The sequence below is a fragment of the Oleiharenicola sp. Vm1 genome, from assembly GCF_047777955.1.
GTDB lineage: Bacteria > Verrucomicrobiota > Verrucomicrobiia > Opitutales > Opitutaceae > Didemnitutus.
This window is the reverse complement of the sequence record NZ_CP180537.1, coordinates 4,058,060-4,078,274: the sequence shown is the minus strand read 5'-3', so window position 1 is coordinate 4,078,274 and position 20,215 is coordinate 4,058,060. Positions and strand designations below refer to the sequence as shown.

The 20,215-nt window shown below is 70.8% G+C and carries 20 protein-coding genes and 1 pseudogene; 9 read left to right on the top strand and 12 right to left on the bottom strand.

Annotated elements, in window-relative coordinates:
* Positions 1-95 precede the first annotated feature (95 nt).
* Complete coding sequence (locus ACMYLB_RS19520; RefSeq protein WP_415908615.1) at positions 96-485, bottom strand: Hsp20/alpha crystallin family protein; 390 nt, start codon at positions 483-485, stop codon at positions 96-98.
* A 375-nt stretch (positions 486-860) separates the two neighbouring features.
* Between ACMYLB_RS19520 and ACMYLB_RS19515 the strand changes: the two genes are divergently transcribed.
* The gene (locus tag ACMYLB_RS19515; RefSeq protein WP_415908614.1) at positions 861-1,238 is read left to right on the top strand and encodes a nucleotide pyrophosphohydrolase; all 378 of its coding nucleotides are present in this window, start codon (positions 861-863) and stop codon (positions 1,236-1,238) included.
* 36 nt (positions 1,239-1,274) lie between these two features.
* On the opposite strand, the gene ACMYLB_RS19510 is transcribed toward ACMYLB_RS19515, so the two are convergent.
* Positions 1,275-2,024 carry a DUF5069 domain-containing protein gene (locus tag ACMYLB_RS19510; RefSeq protein WP_415908613.1) on the bottom strand — a complete coding sequence of 250 codons (750 nt, stop codon included), beginning with the start codon at positions 2,022-2,024 and terminating at the stop codon, positions 1,275-1,277.
* A gap of 101 nt (positions 2,025-2,125) precedes the next feature.
* On the opposite strand from ACMYLB_RS19510, the gene ACMYLB_RS19505 reads away from it, so the two are divergent.
* Complete coding sequence (locus ACMYLB_RS19505; RefSeq protein WP_415908612.1) at positions 2,126-2,491, top strand: hypothetical protein; 366 nt, start codon at positions 2,126-2,128, stop codon at positions 2,489-2,491.
* A gap of 6 nt (positions 2,492-2,497) precedes the next feature.
* Here the strand turns inward: ACMYLB_RS19505 and gluQRS are convergent, their stop codons facing one another.
* Complete coding sequence (gene gluQRS / locus ACMYLB_RS19500; protein WP_415908611.1) at positions 2,498-3,376, bottom strand: tRNA glutamyl-Q(34) synthetase GluQRS; 879 nt, start codon at positions 3,374-3,376, stop codon at positions 2,498-2,500.
* 91 nt (positions 3,377-3,467) lie between these two features.
* On the opposite strand from gluQRS, the gene ACMYLB_RS19495 reads away from it, so the two are divergent.
* Genes ACMYLB_RS19495 through ACMYLB_RS19485 form a run of 3 tightly spaced genes read left to right on the top strand, consistent with a single transcriptional unit; the run spans position 3,468 to position 4,592 of the window.
* On the top strand, positions 3,468-4,046 hold the full coding sequence (locus ACMYLB_RS19495; RefSeq protein ID WP_415908610.1) for a TIGR00730 family Rossman fold protein: 579 nt from the start codon (positions 3,468-3,470) through the stop codon (positions 4,044-4,046).
* A 4-nt stretch (positions 4,047-4,050) separates the two neighbouring features.
* The gene (locus ACMYLB_RS19490) at positions 4,051-4,197 is read left to right on the top strand and encodes a hypothetical protein (RefSeq protein ID WP_415908609.1); all 147 of its coding nucleotides are present in this window, start codon (positions 4,051-4,053) and stop codon (positions 4,195-4,197) included.
* Complete coding sequence (locus ACMYLB_RS19485) at positions 4,194-4,592, top strand: NUDIX hydrolase (protein WP_415908608.1); 399 nt, start codon at positions 4,194-4,196, stop codon at positions 4,590-4,592. The genes ACMYLB_RS19490 and ACMYLB_RS19485 overlap by 4 nt, the downstream gene beginning before the upstream one ends.
* A 60-nt stretch (positions 4,593-4,652) precedes the next feature.
* On the opposite strand, the gene ACMYLB_RS19480 is transcribed toward ACMYLB_RS19485, so the two are convergent.
* The 6 genes and pseudogenes from ACMYLB_RS19480 to ACMYLB_RS19455 form a co-directional block, all read right to left on the bottom strand.
* Positions 4,653-6,509, bottom strand: a complete 1,857-nt coding sequence (locus ACMYLB_RS19480; RefSeq protein ID WP_415908607.1) for a BatD family protein — start codon at positions 6,507-6,509, stop codon at positions 4,653-4,655.
* Between the two features lie 415 nt (positions 6,510-6,924).
* A pseudogene (locus tag ACMYLB_RS19475) lies at positions 6,925-7,206 on the bottom strand (hypothetical protein); the annotation flags it as partial.
* Between the two features lie 5 nt (positions 7,207-7,211).
* A complete protein-coding gene (locus ACMYLB_RS19470; protein ID WP_415908606.1) occupies positions 7,212-9,053 on the bottom strand; it encodes a VWA domain-containing protein in 1,842 nt (613 codons plus the stop codon).
* Positions 9,050-10,090: a VWA domain-containing protein gene (locus tag ACMYLB_RS19465; RefSeq protein ID WP_415908605.1), complete on the bottom strand. Its 1,041-nt coding sequence runs from the start codon at positions 10,088-10,090 to the stop codon at positions 9,050-9,052. The genes ACMYLB_RS19470 and ACMYLB_RS19465 overlap by 4 nt, the downstream gene beginning before the upstream one ends.
* Positions 10,087-11,028 (bottom strand): DUF58 domain-containing protein, encoded by a 942-nt coding sequence (locus ACMYLB_RS19460; RefSeq protein WP_415908604.1) that lies wholly within the window; start codon positions 11,026-11,028, stop codon positions 10,087-10,089. The genes ACMYLB_RS19465 and ACMYLB_RS19460 overlap by 4 nt, the downstream gene beginning before the upstream one ends.
* A gap of 41 nt (positions 11,029-11,069) precedes the next feature.
* Complete coding sequence (locus ACMYLB_RS19455) at positions 11,070-12,041, bottom strand: AAA family ATPase (RefSeq protein ID WP_415908603.1); 972 nt, start codon at positions 12,039-12,041, stop codon at positions 11,070-11,072.
* 162 nt (positions 12,042-12,203) lie between these two features.
* Here ACMYLB_RS19455 and ACMYLB_RS19450 point away from each other — a divergent pair, with 162 nt between their 5' ends.
* The 4 genes from ACMYLB_RS19450 (at position 12,204) to ACMYLB_RS19435 (ending at position 15,413) form a co-directional block, all read left to right on the top strand.
* Positions 12,204-12,614 carry a peptide chain release factor family protein gene (locus tag ACMYLB_RS19450; RefSeq protein WP_415908602.1) on the top strand — a complete coding sequence of 137 codons (411 nt, stop codon included), beginning with the start codon at positions 12,204-12,206 and terminating at the stop codon, positions 12,612-12,614.
* A gap of 108 nt (positions 12,615-12,722) precedes the next feature.
* Positions 12,723-13,427, top strand: coding sequence for a 5'/3'-nucleotidase SurE (gene surE, locus ACMYLB_RS19445; protein ID WP_415908601.1), 705 nt, complete (start codon positions 12,723-12,725; stop codon positions 13,425-13,427).
* An 80-nt stretch (positions 13,428-13,507) separates the two neighbouring features.
* The gene (locus ACMYLB_RS19440) at positions 13,508-14,260 is read left to right on the top strand and encodes a class I SAM-dependent methyltransferase (RefSeq protein WP_415908600.1); all 753 of its coding nucleotides are present in this window, start codon (positions 13,508-13,510) and stop codon (positions 14,258-14,260) included.
* A 229-nt stretch (positions 14,261-14,489) separates the two neighbouring features.
* A complete protein-coding gene (locus ACMYLB_RS19435; protein ID WP_415908599.1) occupies positions 14,490-15,413 on the top strand; it encodes an aldo/keto reductase in 924 nt (307 codons plus the stop codon).
* 118 nt (positions 15,414-15,531) lie between these two features.
* Here the strand turns inward: ACMYLB_RS19435 and add are convergent, their stop codons facing one another.
* Genes add through ACMYLB_RS19420 form a run of 3 tightly spaced genes read right to left on the bottom strand, consistent with a single transcriptional unit; the run spans position 15,532 to position 20,093 of the window.
* Positions 15,532-16,518, bottom strand: a complete 987-nt coding sequence (gene add / locus ACMYLB_RS19430) for an adenosine deaminase (protein ID WP_415908598.1) — start codon at positions 16,516-16,518, stop codon at positions 15,532-15,534.
* Positions 16,519-16,569: 51 nt separating this feature from the next.
* A complete protein-coding gene (locus ACMYLB_RS19425) occupies positions 16,570-17,208 on the bottom strand; it encodes an ATP-binding protein (protein ID WP_415908597.1) in 639 nt (212 codons plus the stop codon).
* Entirely contained in the window at positions 17,199-20,093 is a 2,895-nt protein-coding gene (locus tag ACMYLB_RS19420) for a hypothetical protein (RefSeq protein WP_415908596.1), read from the bottom strand. The genes ACMYLB_RS19425 and ACMYLB_RS19420 overlap by 10 nt, the downstream gene beginning before the upstream one ends.
* Positions 20,094-20,215 lie beyond the last annotated feature (122 nt).

Here is a 20,215-nt window from a genome sequence, read left to right as displayed (position 1 = left end):
GGCCGCCCACCCCTGGGCGGCCCGCCATTGCTGTTATCTACCCCAAACCCCCGCTAGGCGGGGGAAGTGAAACTGTGATCGGTTGATAGCCGGTTCTATGCCACGCGGCGCGCAGATGCGCGTGTCACCGAAACATTACGTTTCGGCACGACGATCATTAGCACGCCGTCGCGCATCTCGGCGCGCAGCGCGTCGAAGTCGAAGCCGTGGCCGAGGCGCAGCTTCAGCTCGTAGTCGCGCTGCGCGGCTTCGAGGTGGAGCGCGCGCCAGTTCGGGCGCACGAGGTGCGGCTTACGCGCGACGATCACGAGGTCCGGCCCGCGCGTGGTGATGTCCACGTGGCTGGGTTCGACGCCGGGAATGAAGACGTCGAGTTTCAGCGCCTGCGCGAGCTCCGCGATCTCGTAACGAGGCTGACGGAAGTCCGCGACCGTGACGCTGTCGTCGGTCGGGGAGCGGCTGAGGGCTGGGATGATCGTATGCATGGGAAAGGAAGGAAAAATGGTGAGCGGGGCTCGTCGGTTTTCACCGGCGGGTCTCCTGGGTTGAGGACGTTGGACCTTGGTTTCGGTCCCGTCAGGCCAGGCAGCCCGCGTCGGTAAGTTTGACCCAAATGGCGACGCACTGGCGCTGTTGCAGCATTTGCTGCATGCCAAAGCACGTGACCGCCTGCGAGAGCGCAGCGCGGCGAGCGTGACGATGGACTGGAGCGGCGTGAGCCATTGAGTGAGTATCTTGGACGATGCATAGACGCATCGGATCAACAAGTGGTTTCTTCAGCCGGAACCGTGCCAGCTGCCCCTATGACTCAATGGCACAGCCGTCTTGCCCCGGCGGAGGCCGCGCGACAGGGTGCGCGCATGAGCAAACCGATGCGCGACGACCAGACCACGGTGGCGGAGCTGCGGGAGCGCGTGATGGCGTTCGCCCGCGAGCGCGACTGGGTGCAGTTCCACTCGCCGAAGAACCTGAGCATGGCGCTCGCGGCCGAGGCGGGCGAGCTGATGGAGCATTTCCTCTGGAGCGAGTCGGCGGCGTCGCAGGCGGTCGTCGCCGACGCGAGGAAGCGCCAGAAGATCGCGGACGAACTCGCCGACGTGGTGATCTACGCGCTGGAGTTCGCCAACATCAGCCAGCTCGACCTCGCCGCCGCGATCGAGGCGAAGCTGGCGCAGAACGCCGCCAAATACCCGGTCGAGAAGGCCCGCGGGCGGGCGGACAAGTATACCGAGCTCTGAGCTTCTCCGATTCCGGCGCGCGCGGCGGGGATTCCGTTACGGCCTTCCGCCAAAGGTCACGTAGTCGTCCAGCTCCAGCCAGTCGAACCAGGTGACGATGTCCTCGCGCTGCGGGGCGTTCTGGCGGTGGACGGCGTTGAAAAACTCGCGCGACTCCGGCGAGCCGGGCGTCAGCTGCTCGAACCACTGCGACCACGCCGCGATCTCGCTGGGGTGGCGGCGGGTGTGGGCCTGCACGAAGGCGAGCAGCTCGCTGTCGCTCTGGCCCGACTGGATCGCGGCGAACATCGCCTCCGGCGCGATGCCGGTGAAGGCCCAGAAGCGCTGGTCCATCGGGCAGTCGAAGTGGTAGTCGCCGTTCGTGCCGGCGATCTGGGCACGGGCCTTGTCGATCAGGCGCGGCAGGTGGACGTAGCCGCCGAGGCGGGTGCGCGGGCTGCGCGGCGGATGGCGCGTGAGGTCGGGCGCCGCCATCACAATGGCGCCCCGGGCGGCGCCGGCGGGCGCGGTGTAGGCCTTCTCGAGGTCGGACATGGTTAGGAAACCGGGGGAATGCGCGGGCCGGCGTGGCAGGCGCAGCCGGGGGCGCACGGCGCGGCGGCGGGGGCGGCGGAATTTTTCGCCCACACCCATCAGCCCGTAGCCGCCGGAGATCACGCGGCGCACGCGCCGGCCGGTGGCCGGGTCGCGCGCGAGAGGCGCGTCCTTCATGCTCTGCACGACCTCGAAGCGGCGCGGGGCCTCGCCGGGTTGCTCGGGGATCGTTTCGTAGACGTAGGTGGCCATGGGACCCTGTTGGTTGAAAGCCGAATTGCCGCGGAGGCAAGCGCGCGGCGGGCCGGCTTCGGTCTGGACCCGGCGCGGCCGGCGCGGCAGTGGTTTCCACGATGAAGGCCTCCGCCGCGCTCGAGAAATACTACGTGCTTCCGTGCTGCCTGCTGCTGCTGAACCTCGCCAACGAGATCATCGCCTACAAGGCGAAGCTGATCGAGGACGGCCTGCTGCGCACGCTCTTCATCATGGGCATGGTGCTCTTCGGCGCCTCGCTGGTGGCCTTTGCCGTCGCGCCGGCGGTGATCTGGTGCGTGCAGTCGCTGCGGCGCACCAGCCGCTCGGCGGGCGGCGGTGCGGGCGAACTGGCCTTCCTCGTGGTGCTCGGCGCGGCGATCTTCTGGCTCTACTACCGCAACTACCTCATCGGCACCGAGGCGATCCTGCCGACGGCGTGGCACAACCACGGCCGCGGGCACTGACGGGATTTACCATCCGGCGCGCAGCGCCGCCGGCGTGCGCCCGGCGGCGCGGAGGGCGCGGAGCGAGAGGGCGTCGTGGCGCTTGGCGAGGCGCACACCGTGCTCGTCGGTAACGAGCGGGCAGTGGAAGAACGCCGGGGCGGCCGCGCCGAGCGTGCGGTAGAGCAGCAGTTGCCGGAAGGTCGACCGGATCAGGTCCGCGCCGCGCACGACCTCGGTGATGCCCATCGCGGCGTCGTCCACCGTGCAGGCGAGCTGGTAGCTCGGCGTGTCGTCCCGGCGCCAGACGAGGAAGTCGGCGATCTCGCGTCCGGCGACGGCGTGTTGCGGCCCGAAATGCCCGTCGGCGAAGGCGAGCGTCTCGCCTTCGGGCACGCGGAAGCGCCAGTTCACGCCGGCGCGCGGGAGCGTGGCGCGGCGGATGCGCTCGGCCGGCGCGAGGTGGTCCGGCCGGCAGGTGCCGGGATAGTGCGGCTCGTCGCCGACGCCCGGGGCGGCCGGGCTCTCGTGCGGGGCGCTCGCGGCGGCCTGCACGTCCTTGCGGGAGCAGGTGCAGGGGTAGATGGCGCCGGCGGCACGCAGGCGGTCGAAGGCCGCGGCGTAGTGCGCGTGGCGGCGGCTCTGGTCGTAGGGTGCGTGCGGCCCGCCGACGTCGGGCCCCTCGCTCCAGCGGAAGCCGAACCAGGCCAGATCCTCGAGCATGGCGGCGACGAACTCCGGGCGGCAGCGCGCGGCGTCGAGGTCGTCGTTGCGCAGGATCAGCGCGCCGCCCGCGGCCAGCGCGCGCTGGTGCGCGATCCAGAACGTCCGCGCGTGGCCGAGGTGCAGGTAGCCCGTAGGCGAGGGCGCGAGGCGGCCGCGGTAGCTGGGATTCTTTTCAACCACAGGTGGACACAGATGGACACAGATCAGGCGGACCGGCCACGGGATTTTTGCATTTCATCCCGGTGCATCTGCGTCCATCTCTGGTGCTCCCATGAAGTCCCTGTGCGTCTACTGTTCCTCGAGCGACCGGCTGGAGCCGAAGTATGCGGCGGCGGCCGAGCAGGTCGGGCGCGAGATCGCGCGGCGCGGCTGGGCGCTGGTCTACGGCGGCGGCAAGACCGGCCTGATGGGCTCGGTCGCGCGCGGCACCAAGGCCGGCGGCGGCAAGGTCATCGGCGTGATCCCGGAATTCATGAAGGCGCGCGAGCTCGAGTTCACCGAGGCGGACGAGCTGATCTCGGTCCTCACGATGCGCGAGCGGAAGATGCTGATGGAGACGCGCGCCGACGCCTTCCTCGCCCTGCCCGGCGGCTGGGGCACGCTGGAGGAGCTGCTCGAGATCCTGACGCTGGCGCACCTCGAGGTGCTGCAGAAGCCGATCGTGATCCTCAACCAGGACGGCTATTACGACGACCTGCTGCGGATGTTCGAACGGATCGTGGACGAGAAATTCATGCGCGAGACGATCCGCGGGAAATTCGCCGTCGCGCGGACGATCGACGAGATTTTCCCCCTGATCGACGGCTGGACGCACCAGCCCGGCGACGCCAAGTGGTATCAGACGCGGTGAGCCCATGACGCTCGACGACACCGTGGCGCTGCTGCGCCGGCACGCGGCCCGTGCCGAGCCCGGGCACGAGAGCGAGATGCTGGCGGGGTATTTCCCTTCATCGCGGCGCATCCGGACTGCCTGCGCCGCTCGTGCCTCGACGGGCATTTGACGGCGTCGGCCTGGGTCGTCGACCCGGCGCGCACCCGCGTGCTGCTGACGCATCACCGCAAACTCGACCTGTGGGTGCAGCTGGGCGGCCATGCCGACGGCGAGGCGGACCTGCTCGCGGCGGCGCTGCGCGAGGTGCGCGAGGAGTCGGGACTGACGCGGGTGCGGGCGGTGTCCGCGGAGATTTTCGACGTGGACCGCCATCGCATCCCGGCGCGGAAGACGGAGCCCGAGCACTGGCACTTCGACGTGCGTTTCCTGATCGAGGCCGACCCGGCGGAGCCCGTGATCGTCAGCGACGAGTCGCACGACGTCGCCTGGGTCACGCTGGCCGAGGCCACGCGGCTGAATCCGGAGGAGTCGATCGGGCGGATGGTGCGGAAGACGCGGCCGTAGCGCCGGATTCGAGGCGGTTCCGTTCCGCGGCGCGGGCGGGAGGCCGGCGCCGCCCGTGCGCTACCGATACAGCTTCACGAGGTCCTCGGTCCGGGCCCAGCCGGTTTGGCCGCCGGGGAAGTTCAGGCGGCTCCAGCCGAGGAAGGCCTTGTCGACGGTGGCGATCGAGCCGGCGGAGAGCGGGGAGGTTTTCTGCGTGTCGGCCTCGGTCGGCAGCGAGCGCAGGGTCGAGGCGCGCCAGACCATCACGGCGTCGGGATGCGCGAGCTGGCCGTAGGTGTGGAGGCTGAGCGTGGCGGCGGCGGCGAGCAGGATGGCGAGGATGACGACGGCGAGCGCCGTCGGCCGCGCCCAGCCGCCGATGCGGCCGTAGCCCCTGAGCAGGAGCAGCACGAGCGCGATCGCGATGAGCAGCGCGGCGCCGAGGAGGGCGAGTTGCCATGTGCCGGGCGAGGCGGCGCGGGCGAGCGCGTAGCGGCCTTCACCGTGGGAAAACTCGACCAGCTCGGGCGGCGCCATCCCGGAACGTTGCAGGCCGAGGGCGAGATCGGCGCGGGCATTGGCGTCGGAGGGAGCGAGGAGGAAGGCGGCGGTCCAGTGCGCGGTCGCCTCGGCCCAGCGGTCCTGCTGCGCGAGGGCGAGGCCGAGGTTGTGGCGGGCGGCCCAGTCGCGCGGGTCGGCGGCGACGGCCTTGTGCCAGGCGCCCTCGGCGGCGGCGAAACGCCCCGCCTTGTAGTCCGCGGCGGCGTCGGCGCGCGCGCTGGCGGGCGCGAAGGCGATCGCGAGCGCGAAGAGGAAGGGCAGCAGGTGCCGCGGCGCGAAGAGCGAGAGGAAGGGCCAGCCGGGGACGCGCACGGCCTGCAGGGCGCCCTCGGCGCGGAGGCCCCAGTCGGCCGGCAGGGTGGCGTCGCGGCCGTGCTGGGCGCGGTCGGCCTCGGTCCAGAGCGCGGTCCAGGCGTCGGCGGCGTCGCGGGCGCGCGCGGCGATGGCGGCGCGGACGAGCGGCGCGCCCGGCGCGGCGTGCGGGATTTCCCAGAGCGCGGCGGCGTGGAGCTGCCAGAGGCGGAGCTGGACGTTGCGCGCGGCGCTTTCGGGCCCGGCGGTGCGCATGCGGTCGAGCACGCCGGCGAGGGCGGCGCGCGCCTCGCGGCGGCGACGCTGCGGGTCGAGCGCGCGCGAGCGCAGTGCGGCGAGTGTGAGCCAGGCGAGCAGGGGGCCGAGGACGGAGGACAGAAGACTGAGGACGACGAGGCGATCGGTGCTCATCGGTGCGAAGCCGCGGCGCGACTCGGTGAGCGGGTCGCGCGGCAGGTTATCCGGCGGCGTGGGGGCGACGGGATCGGGCAGCTTGAGCGCGGGGGCGGCGCCGTTCGCCGGCGGGTTGAGCGAGAACTGGACCGGGCCGCTCGGCGACGGCGCGGTGGGCGCGGCGGCCGCGGGGGCGACGGTGAGCGTGACCGGCTCGGTGGTGATCGTCTTGTAGCTGCCGCTGGCGGTGTCGAAGTAGGTGAACTTGACCGAGCCGAGCTGGTAGGTGCCGGGCTTGTTGGGCACGAGCACGACGTCCTCCGCCAGCGTGCCCTCGAAGAGCGAGTTGTCCTTCATCGTGCGTTTCGACTTGGGCTGGACGACGGAGAAGTCGCTCGAGACCTCGCGCTGGGGCAGGCCGGAGATATCGGGCCAGTTGCCGAGGCCGGAGAGCTCGAGCGTCCAGGTGACGGGCTCGCCGACGGCGGGCGCGGTGGGGACGACCTTGGAGACGAGGGCGAAGTTGCCGACGGCGCCGGAGAAGTCGGCCGGCGCGGCGGGGAGCGGCTTGATCGTCAGCTCGAGCGGATCGGTCGCGAGGACGCGCTGCTCGACCGCGGTCTGCATGAAGGGGAAGCCGAAGCCGCTCTGGGCGACGTTGAGGTTCACGAGCTCGCTGCGCGGGCTTGAGGGTGAAGGTGCCCGGCTGCTTGGCGTAGGCGCGGGTGGACTGCGTGACGAGGAAGCGGCGCTCGCCGCGCAGCATGGCCTCGCCCGGCTCGGGTTTCGACCAGTCCTCGATCACGAGCGGTGCGGACGGCCAGTCGATGGCGGAGGCGGGGGAATGGAAGTAGCGCTTGATGACGCTCAGTTCGTAGGCAACGGGGAAGACCTCGCCGGCCCAGAAGGTGTTCTTCGGGACGTTGAGCTTGGCGGAGGCGATGTCGGCGACGGCGATTCCGCTGTTGCCGACGGTGGCCTCGCCGACGGAGTAGTTCGCGGCGGCGACGCGCAGGGCGCCCTTGTCGGTCTGGATCGTGAAGGCGGGGATCGAGATGGTGGCGCGCTTGGTCGGGCGGACGGGGTAGGTGAGGACGAAGCGGCGGGAGACCTTGAAGTTGATCATCTGGGTCTCGCTGCTCTGCGAGGGGCGGCCCAGCACGAGGCCGTCGACCTGCGGGATGGGCGGGGCGCCGTCGGGCTCGCACTCCTCGAAGACGAGGGCGAGCTCGCTGACCTGGTTGAAACCCAGCTGGCCGGACGGCGGGTCCCAGCGCACGGTCTGGGCGCGAAGGGTCGTGCCGGCGATGAGCGCGACGACAAGCGCGAGGAAGAACAGCGGGAAGACTTTTCCGGGCGTGCGCATGAAAATCACCAGTCCTTGCCTTTCTTCGGCGGGCGCGACGGCTGGCCCTGCATGAGTTGCTGGAGCTTGGCGGGAGAATCCTGATTGCGGACCTGCTCGAGTTTCTGGAGCGGCATGGCGAGGTCGGGGTCGAGCGGGACTTCCATTTTCTTTTCCTTCTGTCCGCCGACCTTCTGGGTCTGCGGCGGCGGGGGTTGTGGCGGCGGCTGCTTTTCCTCGTCGGGTTTCGGGGGTTCCTTCTGGTCCTTCATCTCGCCGAAGGCGTCCTGTTGCTGCTTCTGCTGCTCCTGCTGCTTTTGCTGTTCGGAATTCTGCTGGTCCTGCTGCTGCTGTTGCTGCGGCTGGTCCTGTTTTTGCTGATCCTCGTTCTGCTGGTTTTGCTGCGGGTTCTTCTGCTCCTGCTTCTGCTGCTGATCTTGTTTTTGGTCCTGCTTTTTGTCTTCCGGCGGTTTCTCGAGGAGCTGCTGGAGCTCCTGGCGCAGGCGCGGCCAGTCCGCGGCTTTCGCGTCGGCCTTTTCGCCGAGATCGACGGCGGCGAGGGCGTCGTTGACCACGCCCTCCGGCGGGCGCTGCTGGCCGGACTTCATGCGCTGGCCGTAGGTGAGGGTGGTCTGGGCGAGGTCGGCGCAGTCCTTGGCGGCGAGGGCGCTCTTGTCGGCGAGGCGGGCGACGGTGGTCGTGAGGGGCTTGGAAAGGGTGTCATCGGTCGACGCCGGCGCGGCCGGCGCCGCGGAGGCGCGGGGACTGATGGCGGAGAACAGGAGCACGAGCGCGGCCATGGACGAAGTGGTGGCGGCTTTCCCGCCCCGGTTTTCCGTCCTCCGTCCTCTGGTCCCGAGCGGCAGCGCCCGCTCGCGCGGACGGACGGGGAACTCGGCCCAGAAGCTGATGAACAGGAGCAGCAGGCCGGGGGCGAGGAACCACTGGAAGCGCTCGATCTTGCGCGCGGTGTTCTTCTCGGAAAACTCGCCCTTCTTGCCCGCCTCGACGGTCTTCTTCAGCAGCCCCGACAGATCGACCCAGGCGCTGGCGTCGGTGTAGGCGCCGCCGGTGGTCTGCGCGAGGTCCTGCAAGGTCGAGCTGTTGAGGCGCGAGAGCACGACGGCGCCGCGCTCGTCCTTGACGAAGCCGCCGCTGCCGTCGGGGATGAACGAGCCCTGCGTCGTGCCGACGCCGAGGCCGATGACGCGGATGCCCTTGGCCTTGAGCTGCTCGCCGAGCTCCTTCCAGCCGTCCTCGGTGCTCTCGCCGTCGGAGAGGATGATGAGGTAGCGGTCCGCGGTGGAGGTGCCGAAGGCCTGCATGGAGGTCTCGAGCATGGCCTTGTAGTTCGAGCCGCCCTCGGGGAGGAAGTCGGGCTTCAGCGCCGGCAGGAACTCGCGGAGGATCTCGTAGTCGGCGCTGAGCGGGCTCTGGAGGAACGCGGTGCCGGCGAAGAGGACGAGGCCGACGCGCTCGCCCTTGAGGCCGTCGAGCAGCGAGGTGATGAGGAGCTTCGAGCGGTCGAGGCGCGAGGGCTTCACGTCCGGCGCCAGCATCGAGCGCGAGAGGTCGACGGCGATCAGCACCTCGCGCGACTGGTCGAAGACCTTCTCCTCGATCACGCCCCACTGCGGGCGGGCGAGGGCGATGAGGCACAACGCCAGGCCGAACCACAGCCAGAGGCGCGGCCGCGTCTCGGCGGTGGTGTGGCGCGTGCCCAGCGCGACGTCGAACGCCCCGGCCCAGGCGCGCGCGACCTTGGGCAGCTCCGCCGCGGCGCCGCCGACGCGCCGCGCCAGCTCCCAGGAGAAGAGCAGGACGAGCGGCACGAGCAGCCAGAGGAGGTGCGGCGAGTGGAAGCTCATGCGGCGGCCTCCTTGCGGCGTCGCGCCGGCAGCTGCGGCGGCAGGGCGACGAGCGCGCCGAGGAAGAGCAGCGCGGTGCCGGGTGCGGCGAACCAGGCGAACAGCTCGGTCGTGATCAGGTAGGACTTGGCCTGGAATTCGATCTTCTGGGCGTGGTCGATGGCGGCGAAGGCCTTCTCGATCGTGTCGGAGTCGGCGGCGCGGAAGAATTTGCCCCCGGTGGCGTCGGCCATGGCGCGCAGCTGGCCCTCGTCGAGGTCGGAGATGGCGCGGCGGTAGCCGATCTTGTTGCCGTTGTCGTCGAACACCGGCATCGGCACGAGGCCGTCGCGGCCGGCGCCGACGGCGTAGATGGGCACGCCGCGGGATTTCGCGATCTCGGTCGCCTGCTCGGGCGTGAGCAGGCCGCGGTTGTTGGCGCCGTCGGTGAGGAGGACGACGAACGCGCCCTTGCGGCGGTTGCCCTCCTCGCGGCCGGCCTGCTCGAGGCGGGTGAGCGCGATGCCGAGGCCGTCGCCGATGGCGGTGCCGTCCTCGATCAGGCCGATCTTCAGGCGCTCGATCTGGCGGGCGAGCCAGTCGTGGTCGAAGGTGAGCGGGGCGAGGGTGTAGGCGCGGCCGGAGAAGACGACGAGGCCGATGCGGTCGCTCGTGCGCTGGGTGATGAAGGCCTGGATGACCGGCTTGATCGCCTGCAGGCGGTTGATGCGGTCGCCGCCGCGCTCGTAGTCCTCGGCCAGCATCGAGCCGGAGAGGTCGATCGCCAGCATGAGGTCGTAGCCCTGCTGCTTCACCTCGCGCTTGTCCTCGACGATCTGGGGGCGGGCGAGCGCCACGATGAGCAGCACGAGTCCGGTGAGGGCGAAGGCCGCGGGCCAGCGCGAGGTGGGGATGAAGGTCGGACGGTGCCAGGCGCCGGCGAACGGCACCACCAGCACCGGGGCGCCGCGGCGGCCGCGGATCCAGACGAGCAGCGGCAGCGCCAGCAGGGCGGCCAGCCACCAGGGATCGGCGAAGGTGTAGGCGGTGACGCTCATCGCCGGTTGCCCGCGGCCATGCGGGCGTGGAAGAAGCGGACGAGCGCCTCGAGGCGGTCCTCGCCGGTGCCGACGACGAGCCGGCTGAGCGGATTGGGGAAGAGGTCGCGGAACGCCTGCTCGCGCTGCCCGACCCACGCGGCGTGGGCGGTGCGCTGGGCGGCGGAGGCGCCGTTCAGGTTCACCAGCCGCCCGGTCGTCGGGTCGTAGGCGGTGAGCACGCGGCCGTGCGGCAGTTCGCGGTCCCACGGATCGTCGACGCGGAAGCCCATCGTCTGGTAGCGGCGCGAGAGCACGCTCCAGCCCTCGGGGTGCGCACGCGGCGGAAAATCGCCGAGCCAGATCAGGATCGAGTGGCGCGGCGCGGCGTGGGCGAGCAGGCGCCAGGGGATGAAGCCGGTCGCGGACGTGGCGTCGGGCGTCGCCGGTGCGCCGCTCTCGAGCGCGGGCGCGGGCCGGCCGAGGAGTTGCGCGGCCAGGTGGAGGATCTGGCCGCGGCCGCGGACGGGTTCCTTGAGCGTGTAGCCCTCGGGCGAGGCGTGGAGGAAGCCGACGCGGTCGCGGTTGACCGCGCCCAGGAGCATGACGAGGCCGGCGAGTTCGAGCAGCGCCTCGCGCTTGGATTTCTCGCCCGAGCCGAACTGCAGGCTGACGCTGTCCTCGAGCACGAGCAGCAGCGTGACCTCACGCTCCTCGATGAACTTCTTGCGGTAGGGTTCGCCGAGGCGCGCGGTGACGTTCCAGTCGATGTCGCGGATGTCGTCGCCGAAGGTGTATTTGACGACCTGGTCGAACTCCATGCCGCGGCCGCGGAAGGCCGAGCGATACTCGCCGCTGAGCACGTTCTCGACGGCGTGGCGCACCTTCCACTCCAGCTGGCGCAGCAGCGCGAGCTGGGAGGTGACGACGGAGGTGTGCTCTGTGATCGGGTTGGGCATCGGGGAACCGCGGGCGGCGCGCGGGGCGTCGCGGCGGCGGCTCAGACCTTGGCCGGCACGGCCGTGCGTTCGAGGACCTGGGTGAGGATCTTGTCGGACGAGAGTTCCTCGGCCTCGGCCTCGTAGGTCAGGCCCACGCGGTGGCGGAGGGCGTCGTGGAAGATCTCCTGCACCAGGGCGGGCGAGAGGTAGTCGGAGCCGCGCAGCCAGGCCAGGGCGCGGCCGGCCTGGAAGAGCGCGAGCGAAGCGCGCGGGGAGGCGCCGAAGTTCAGCAGGCGCTTCGCCGTGCCGCTCTCGGCCGCCGCGGCGAGGTCGCGCGTGCCGCGCACGAGCGCGAGGATGTAGGCCTGCACGCCGGGCGAGACGTGGATGGCGTCGACGTGGGCGCGGAGGGCGATCAGCTCCTCGCCGCTGGAGACGGGCTGCAGGGCGGGCGCCTTGGTGACCTGGCCCCACATTTCCATCATGCGCGCCTCCTCGGCGGCGGTGGGGTAGTCGACGAGCAGCTTGAAGAGGAAGCGGTCGGTCTGCGCCTCGGGCAGCGGGTAGGTGCCCTCCTGCTCGACCGGGTTCTGCGTCGCCATGACGAAAAACGGCTTCGGCAGCTGGTGCGAGTGGCCGCCGATGGTGACCTGGCGCTCCTGCATGGCCTCGAGCAGCGCGGACTGGACCTTGGCCGGGGCGCGGTTGATTTCGTCGGCGAGCACGAGGTTGGCGAAGATCGGGCCCTGGTGCGTGGCGAAGGCGCCGTCCTTGGGCGAGAAGATCATCGTGCCGACGACGTCGGACGGCAGCAGGTCGGGCGTGAACTGGATGCGCTCGAACTGCACGCCCAGCGCGGTGCCGAGCGACTTGATCAGGAGCGTCTTCGCCAGGCCGGGCATGCCCTCGAGGAGCACGTGGCCGTTGGCGAGGAGGGCGACGAGCAGGCGTTCGACGACGGCGTCCTGGCCGATGACGGCCTTGCCGATCTCGGCGCGGAGTTTCTGGGACCAAGCGGGGCCGTTACTCATAAGCGGGCAGTGAAGGGAGGGGCATAGGGAGAGACAAGCGCCGAACCGCGAGCGGCATGCCGGGCGGGGCCAACCCGGCAAACGGCGCGACGGACGGTGATCGGGCGGGGGAGGGTTTGACTCGGGAACCCGGCGCGGGTTTCGCTGTTTTTCGACGAAGGCATGACGGATTTTCCGGAGATCATCGAAGCGCCGCTGCGCGCGAAATTTGTCTCCCTCGGCGTGAAGCCGGAGGAGATCGAGGAGCGTTTCGTCCGCGGCGCCGGGGCGGGCGGCCAGAAGATCAACAAAACCTCGTCCACCGTCTGGCTGCGGCACCGGCCGACCGGCGTGGAGGTGCGTTGCCAGCGGGAGCGTTCGCAGACCACGAACCGGCTGCTCGCCTGGGCCGAACTCGCCGAGAAGCTCGCCTGGCGCCGGACCGAGGCGGCCAACGCCGCCCAGGCCGCGCGCGAACTCGCCCGCCGGCAGACCCGCCAGAAATCGCGCGGCCAGAAGGCGCGCATGGTCGCCGGGAAGAAGCACCGCGCCCGTCTGCGGGGCGCGCGCCGCGGCGGCGCCGACGGCTGGTGACGCCCCGCCCGCGCGCTCCACGCGGGCGCGCCGCGCGCCTAGCCGTCCGGCCAGTGGATTCGCGCTTCCCTTCGCTTCCACGCGGGTGTTGGGTGTCGAAACACACCCATGAATCTCCTCGTCACGAACGACGACGGCATCGGCTCGCCCTTCTTCCATGAACTGGTCCGCGCGCTGCGCGCCGCCGGACACACGCTCTACCTCGCGGTGCCCGCGGCGGAACAGAGCTGGACCGGCGCCTCCAAGACCCGCTCCCGCCCGGTGAAATGCGCGAAGGTCGACCGCGGCTTCGGCTGCCCGACCTGGATGCTCGACGGCACGCCGTCGGATTGCGTCAACATCGCCATCGCGCACCTGCTCGGCGACGTGAAGCTCGACGCGGTGGTGAGCGGCATCAACGTCGGTTTCAACTGCTCGCTCGGCTTCATCCTCGCCAGCGGCACGGTGGCGGGCGCCTGGGAAGGGGCGATCCACGGCCTGCCGGCGTTCGCGTTCTCGCAGGACGTCTCGGAGGAGGTCTATGCCCACCTCAAGGACCGCGGCGGCGAGCCCGACGGCGAGCTGCTCGCGACGCTGCGGACCTCCGCGGCGCACGCGGCGCGGCTGGTGGGCGAGCTCGCGCCCGGGGTCGGCCGGAACAGCTTCACGGTGCAGAATTTCAATTTCCCCATCCCGTGCCGGGCCGACACGCCGGTGCGGCGCACCGTGCCCGCGCAGGTGCATGTGCCGGGGCTGTTCTCCCCGCGGCCGACGACGGCTCGCACCGCCTCGTCTGGGGCAGCATCATCGACGTCTCGCCGGCGGAGCCCCTGACCGACGTGCGCTGCCTCGAGCAGGGCGCCATCAGCCACACCGTTCTCGACTACCGCCGCCTGGGGCATAGTTAAGGGCGGATGCAGCCCGATCCCAAGCAAGGCGAACGCGAATACTTCGCCCGCATCGGCCCCGCGGGGATTCTCCATTCCACGCGCAAGCCGTTCAGCGACGAATTTTGTTCGGCCAACCTCTCGAACTTGGATGCGCTGTTCCATTTCCTCGCGCCGCCGCCGGCGCGGCTGATCGAGTTCGGTTGCGGCGTTGGCTGGCTCTCGCTCTTCCTCGCCACGCGCGGTTACCAGACGACGAGCGTCGACATCTCGCCCGACGCGATCGCCGCCGCGCGCGAACAGGCACGGTTGCGCGGGATCGCCAACGCCGAGTTTCTCGTCGGTGACTACGAAGATCCGGTGCCGCGCACCGATTTCGACTACGCGCTGTTCTACGATTCGCTGCACCACGCCGAGGTCGAGCAGCTCGCCGTGCAACGCGCCTACGAGGCGCTCAAGCCCGGCGGCGCGATGATCGCGTTCGAGACGCACACCGGCCACAGCGAGACCGAGGCGTCGCGGCACGCGGTGAAGGAATTTGGCGTGCACGAGAAAGACATGTCCGTCGATTACATCGCGCAACTCGGCGCGCGCGCCGGTTTTCGCCGGCACCTGATCGTGCAGCGGCCGCACCAGCTGATCCGCAGCCTTTATCGGCCGAGTTACGCCGGCGCCACCAGCACGTTCGATCTGAAGGTGAAACTTTTTCTCAGCAAACTTCGCGTCGTCCGCCGGCTGTTCAATCCGGCCGAGGAGAAGTTCATCGTCCTCTGGAAATAGCGGCGGCTGACCGCCCGGCGGCGGGGCTCGTCCGCGGGCAAATGTTCGTAATACGCAACATTTGCATCAGGCCGCAGGAAGCTCCAATGCGTGCGGGGGCAAGACGTTCGTAATACGAACATCGGCCGGACGATTGACGGAACGCACGACGCGGGATTCGCTGCGCGGCATGTCGCGCGTTCGCCTGGCCGGGATCCCCCTTGAAGTTTCGCCGCTTTGCCTTGGCGCCGTGCCGCTGGGGGCGCCGCTCGATCAGGCGGGCTCCTTCGCGCTGCTCGACCACTTCGCCGAGCTGGGCGGCAACTTCATCGACACCGCGCGGATGTATTCGGACTGGATTCCGGGCGAAAAGAGCCGCAGCGAACGCGTGCTCGGCGACTGGCTGCGCGCGCGGAGCAACCGCGACCGCTTCGTGATCGCAACGAAGGGCATGCATCCGGACCTCTCCACGGTGCACATTCCGCGCAGTTCGGCGGCGGAGATCCGCGCCGACCTCGAGGGCAGCCTGCGCACGCTGCGCGTCGACGTGGTCGACCTCTACTGGCTGCACCGCGACGATCCGGCGCGGCCGGTCGAGCATTTCGTGGACGTGCTGAACGCGTTCGTGCGCGAGGGGAAGATCCGCGCCTTCGGCCTTTCCAACTGGACGGCGGAGCGCCTGCGCGCGGCGCACGCCTACGCGCGCGCCAGCGGACAGCAGACGCTGGCGGCCAGCCAGCCCTTCTGGTGCCTCGGCAACCGGCAGTCGAAGCCGCCGCCGTTCCACGGCCTCGCCTGGCTCGACCGCGCGGCGCACGCCTTCCACGTCGAGACGGGGATCGCGGTGATCCCCTACACGGCGCAGGCGAAGGGCTACTTCACCAAGGCGCAGCTGCCGCCGGAGCAGCGGCCGCGCGATTTCGCGGAGCACGAGTTCAACACGCCGCCGAACCAGGCGCTGGCGCGCATCGTGGGCGAGCTGGCGCGGGCGCGCGGCGTCACGGCCAACGCGATCGTGCTCGGCTTTCTCTGGACGCGGGCGTTCCCGGTCGTGCCGATCGTCGGCGCGAGCCGGCCGAGGCAGCTCGACGACAATTTCGCCGCGATCGGTTTCCGGCTAAGCGCGGAGGAAATGCGCACGCTCGAGGCGGCGTCGGCCTCCGGGCTCGGGTAGGGCCGGTTTCAGCCGACCTGGCGAGAGCAACGGTTGCGGACGCGTGTATCCGCTCGTCCGTCGACGCCGGGGACGGGGTGGTGGCGACGGGAGTTATTAGGACCGGCGGAAGCCGGTCCTACTTGGCCAGCAGCGCGGCCTTTTCGGCGGGCGTGAGGTAGGCGATCTCGAGGGCGTTGCGGCGCGCCTGCAGGATCTCGGCGGGCGTGAGGCCGGCGGCGGGGGCGGCGACGTTCAGCTCGTAGTTCAGGTCGATCGCGCTCACGCCGGGATCGTCGGTGTTGATCGTGGCGAGCAGGCCGTGGGCGAGGAACCGCTTGAGCGGATGCTCGGCGAGCGTGCGCACGGTGTTGGTCTGGAGGTTGCTCGTGAGGTTGGCCTCGATGCCGATGCGGTGGTCGCGCAGGTAGTCCATCAGCCGCGGGTCGTCGACGGCGCGAACGCAGTGGCCGATGCGCGTGGCGCCGAGCTCGCGCAGGGCGGCCCAGACGCTCGGCGCGCCGCCGGCCTCGCCGGCGTGGACGGTGATGTGCCAGCCGGCGTCGCGGCCGCGGCGGAAGTGCTCGCGGAAGAGCTCGGCCGGCCAGTTCTTCTCGTCGCCGGCGAGGTCGAGCGCGGTGATGCGCTCGCGGTGCGCCAGCAGGGCCTCGAGCTCGCGCGTGCAGCTCTCGGGGCCGAAGGTGCGGCTGAGGATGCCGATGAGCTTCACCTGCACGCCGGTGGCGCGGCTCCCCGCGGCCACGCCGTCGACGATGGCGGCGATGACCTCGCGCTGGTCGAGGTTGTGCGTGCGCGCCATGAAGTAGGGGCTGAAGCGCAGCTCGAGGTAGGCGATGCCTTCGCGGTGCGCGTCCTCGACGTTCTCGCGGGCGACGCGGCGGCAGGCGTCGGCGTCGCCGAGCACGCCGACCATCCAGTCGAGGCGCTGGAGAAAGGCCATGAGGTCCTGCACCGCGCCCTGGATCTGCACGTGCGGGCGGAGCGATGCGACGGTGTCGCCGGGGAGGCGCACGCCGAATTTTTCACCGAGTTCGAGGATGGTCTCGAGACGGACGCTGCCGTCGAGGTGGCGGTGGAGGTCGAGGAGCGGGAGCGGAGCCGACATCGCGCCACGTTGGAGAAGCGGCGCGCCGGGCACAATCCCGCCGTCGCCGGGCTACCGGGCGCGCACCTGCTCGAGCAGGGCGGAGAAGGTTTTCAGGTCGTAGGGCTTGGGCAGGATGGCGACGAAGCCGTGCGCGCGGTAGTTGGCGAGGACGGGATCGCTCGAGTAGCCGCTCGAGGCCACGGCGCGGACCTCGGGGTCGAGCGCGCGGAGCTGGGTCAGCGCCTCGCGCCCGCCCATGCCGCCCGGCACGGTGAGGTCGAGGATGACGACGTCGAACGGTTTCCCGGCCGCCTTCGCCTCGGCGTAGGCGCTGATCGCCTGCGCGCCGTCGGCGACGAGCGTGGCGTCGTGGCCGAAGCGCTTGAGGGACGCGCCGGCGACGCCGCGGATGATGTCCTCGTCGTCCATCAGCAGCACGCGCAGCGCGCGGCGTTCCGGGGCGGGCGCGGCGCGCTCGGGGGCGGGCGCCGGCAGGTCGCGCGCGGCCGGAAGCCAGACGTGGAACGTCGTGCCGCGGCCGACCTGCGAGTCGACCGCGATGTGGCCCTGGTGCTTCTTGATGATCGAGTGGACCGTGGCCAGGCCGAGGCCGCTGTTGCGGCCCTTGGTCGAGAAATACGGCTCGAAGATCCGCGGCAGGTTGGCGGCAGGGATGCCGGGGCCGTTGTCGGTGATGCTCAGCTGCACGTAGCGTCCGGCGGGGAGGGGGCGAGCGTGCCCGGCGCCACGTCGACGGCGGCAAGGGCGAGCTTGACCACGCCGCCCTCGGGCATGGCCTGCACGGCGTTGAGCACGAGGTTGTGCACGACGCGCGAGATCTGCCCGGCGTCGACGTGCGCAGCGGGCAGGTTGAGCGGGCAGGAGAACTCGCTGGCGACCTTGGCGCCGTGCAAGGCGAAGGTGGCGGCCTCCTGCACGACCTCGGACAGCAGCACCGCCTGGCGGACGGGATCGCCGCCCTTGGCGAAGGTGAGGAGCTGCTGGGTGACGTCGCTGGCGCGCTTGGCGGCGCGCTGGGCCTCGCGGACGTTGTGCCCGACGGCGCGCATGGCGTCGTCCTCGAGGGCGATCAGCCCGAGGTTGCCGATGACGGCGGTGAGGAGGTTGTTGAAATCGTGGGCGATGCCGCCGGCGAGCACGCCGAGCGACTCGAGGCGGGAGGAGCGCTCGAGCTCCGACTGGAGCCGCGCCTCGTTGGCCAGCTGCGCCCGGATCTGCTCGGTCTGGCGCGCGACGCGGCGGCGCAGCACCACGACCCAGGCGACCGCGGCGATGGCGAGGAGAAGGAGAACGGCCGCGGCCGTCGCGATGCGCGCTGCCGTCCACCACGAGGGCACCGCGATTAGCACGATGTCGTCGGGCGAGCGGAGCAGCACGGTGAAGCGGCGCGGTCGTCGGCTCTCGTCAAATTGCATCGAGTAGATGCCGGTCAGTTCCACCACGCTGCCGACGCGGGCCGCCGGGCGGGGTCGGACTCCCGGCAGCTGGGCCTCGAAGAACCGGCCGTTTTCCCGCAGGATAAACCGGGTCTCGTCGGCCCGGAAGGCCACCTCGGTGAGGGTGCCGCGCACGCGCACGAGGCGGGCGTCGAGCTCGAGCTGCAGCGGCAGGGAGGAATCCAGGGCGAGCGGGCGAGGCGCATCCCCCGCGGCGACGACGCGGCGCCATGAGGCGGCACGCAACACGATGCGTGAGCCCTCCCGGCCGGGGAAGCCGACCACCTCGATGCGGTCGCCCGGCTGCGCCGGGGTGAGCTCGCGGCTGAGCACGAGCATGCCGGCGTCGCCCTCCTGCACGAACAGCGCCCGGCCCGGCACGTGGCGCGTGACGGTGCCGACGATGCGCACGCGTCGGTCGATCGTGTCGCGGCCGCCGTATTGGCGCAGGCGCTCGATCGTCCGCGTCGCGGCCGCGAAGGGATCGGCGGCCGGTGGAACCTCGACCGCGATCGACTGGGGGTCGGTCACCCACAGGCGCACGCCGGTGAGTTCGTGGCGGGCGTTGGATTCTGCGGCGCAGACGCCGGCGACGCGGACGACGGCGCCGACGAGCGGTGCAAAATCGGGGTGTGGCGCGGCGAACGCGGAAAATTCGCCGGTGGCGGTCGTGAAATCGAGCCGCAGCCATGGTCCGTCGGGTTCGACGTGCCGGAGGTAGCCGCGCAATTCCACCCAGCGAGCCTCCTCGGCACCGGTGAGCGCCTGCTCGAGCGTGACGCTGCGGGCGGAGGGAACGGACAAGCCGCCGGTGGGCAGCACCGCGTCCAGGTTCAGCTCGGGCGCAAAGGCACCCGCACGGGTCGTGCCGCGCACAATGACGCCGTCGCCGATCAGGGGCGGGGCGGTGTGCTCCGGCCGGCGCACGCAGACACCGCCGCTGGCGTCGGCGAGGTAGAAGAACGCGGCGGCCGGGTGTGCCCAAGTGACCACGCCGTTGATTTCGGCGGGCAGACCCTGAGCCGCCTCCTCCGGGCGCAGTTCGAGCACCTGGGCGGTGAGACGCAATTTGGCCGGTCCGCCGGCGGTGCCCGGTTGGCGGAGCGGGATCGGACGGAAAATGCGGCGAAAGACGGCCTCGTGCAGCGTCCACTCGAGCCCGCCACCGGCGCGTCGGCCGATAACCTCGATCTCGTCGCCGGGTGAAAGCTTGTCGGGCTGGGGAGTGCGGATGAGCAGCTGGCCGGTGTCGTCGCGCATCACGAGCGACTGGCCGGGGTCGTGATGCAGAACCTTGCCGGCCACGTGCAGCCAGTCGGCGGCGGCCGCCTGGCCGAGGGCACCGATGGGAGTGCGCGGCAGGGAAAAACGCGGATCGTTGTGCAGCGTGCCGAGGCTCTCGATGTCCTGGCGCGAGGGTGTCCACAGGTCGATGCGCTGCAAAGTTCCGCTGGGGTCCTTGGTGCCGACGTAGACACCGCGGACCCGGACGCGGGTCGAGTTCAGCAGGGGCACGGGCTCGCCGGGCTGGACGAGCAGGCGCGCATTCACGAGCCAGCCGTCCGAAAGCAGCAGGTATTTGATGTGAGTGGCGTCGATTTCGCTCTGGCCAAAGACGTAGCCCTCCATGCTTACCCAGCGGGCGTCGAGCTGGTCGCTCTGCGTGATCCGCCCCTCGGTCGGCTCGGCGGCGGGCCAGGCGTCCTCGGCCAGCACGGTCACGCGCACGTCGTCGGAAGACAGGCCGGCTTCGGGGATGACGCTGCCGCTGAGGCGGACGCGCTGGCCGGGGCGGAGGGGCAGCGGGTGTCCGGGCACGGTGGGCAGGAAGAACGTCGCGCCCTCGTGTGCGCCCCAGAGCATGTTCCAGCCCGAATCGTAGTAGGTGACGACGAGCTCGAGTTCGAGCGACTGGCGCTCCTTGGGCTTGTAGTGGCGGTAGGTCCAGAACTGGCCGACGCTCGTCAGCGTGGTCGGCGGCAGGTCGGCCCGCGGATCGTCGGGGTCGCCCGGGGGCACGGCGGACGCCACCGCGGCCCACGTAAACGCGAGCACGGCACGGCCGAGCGGCAGCCACGGCGTCCGACGCGACGGTCCGCCGCCCGTCTGGTGACACAGGAGGAAGAAAACAGGCATTGCCCCGATTCGCTAATCGGCTGCGGGCGGGGTTTCTTGACCGGAATCGCCGGGCGCCCGGGGGGCGGGGCGGGGGCGGCGGTGCGTGATTCGCTTTTGCATCCCGCCCGGTCCTTGCTTCA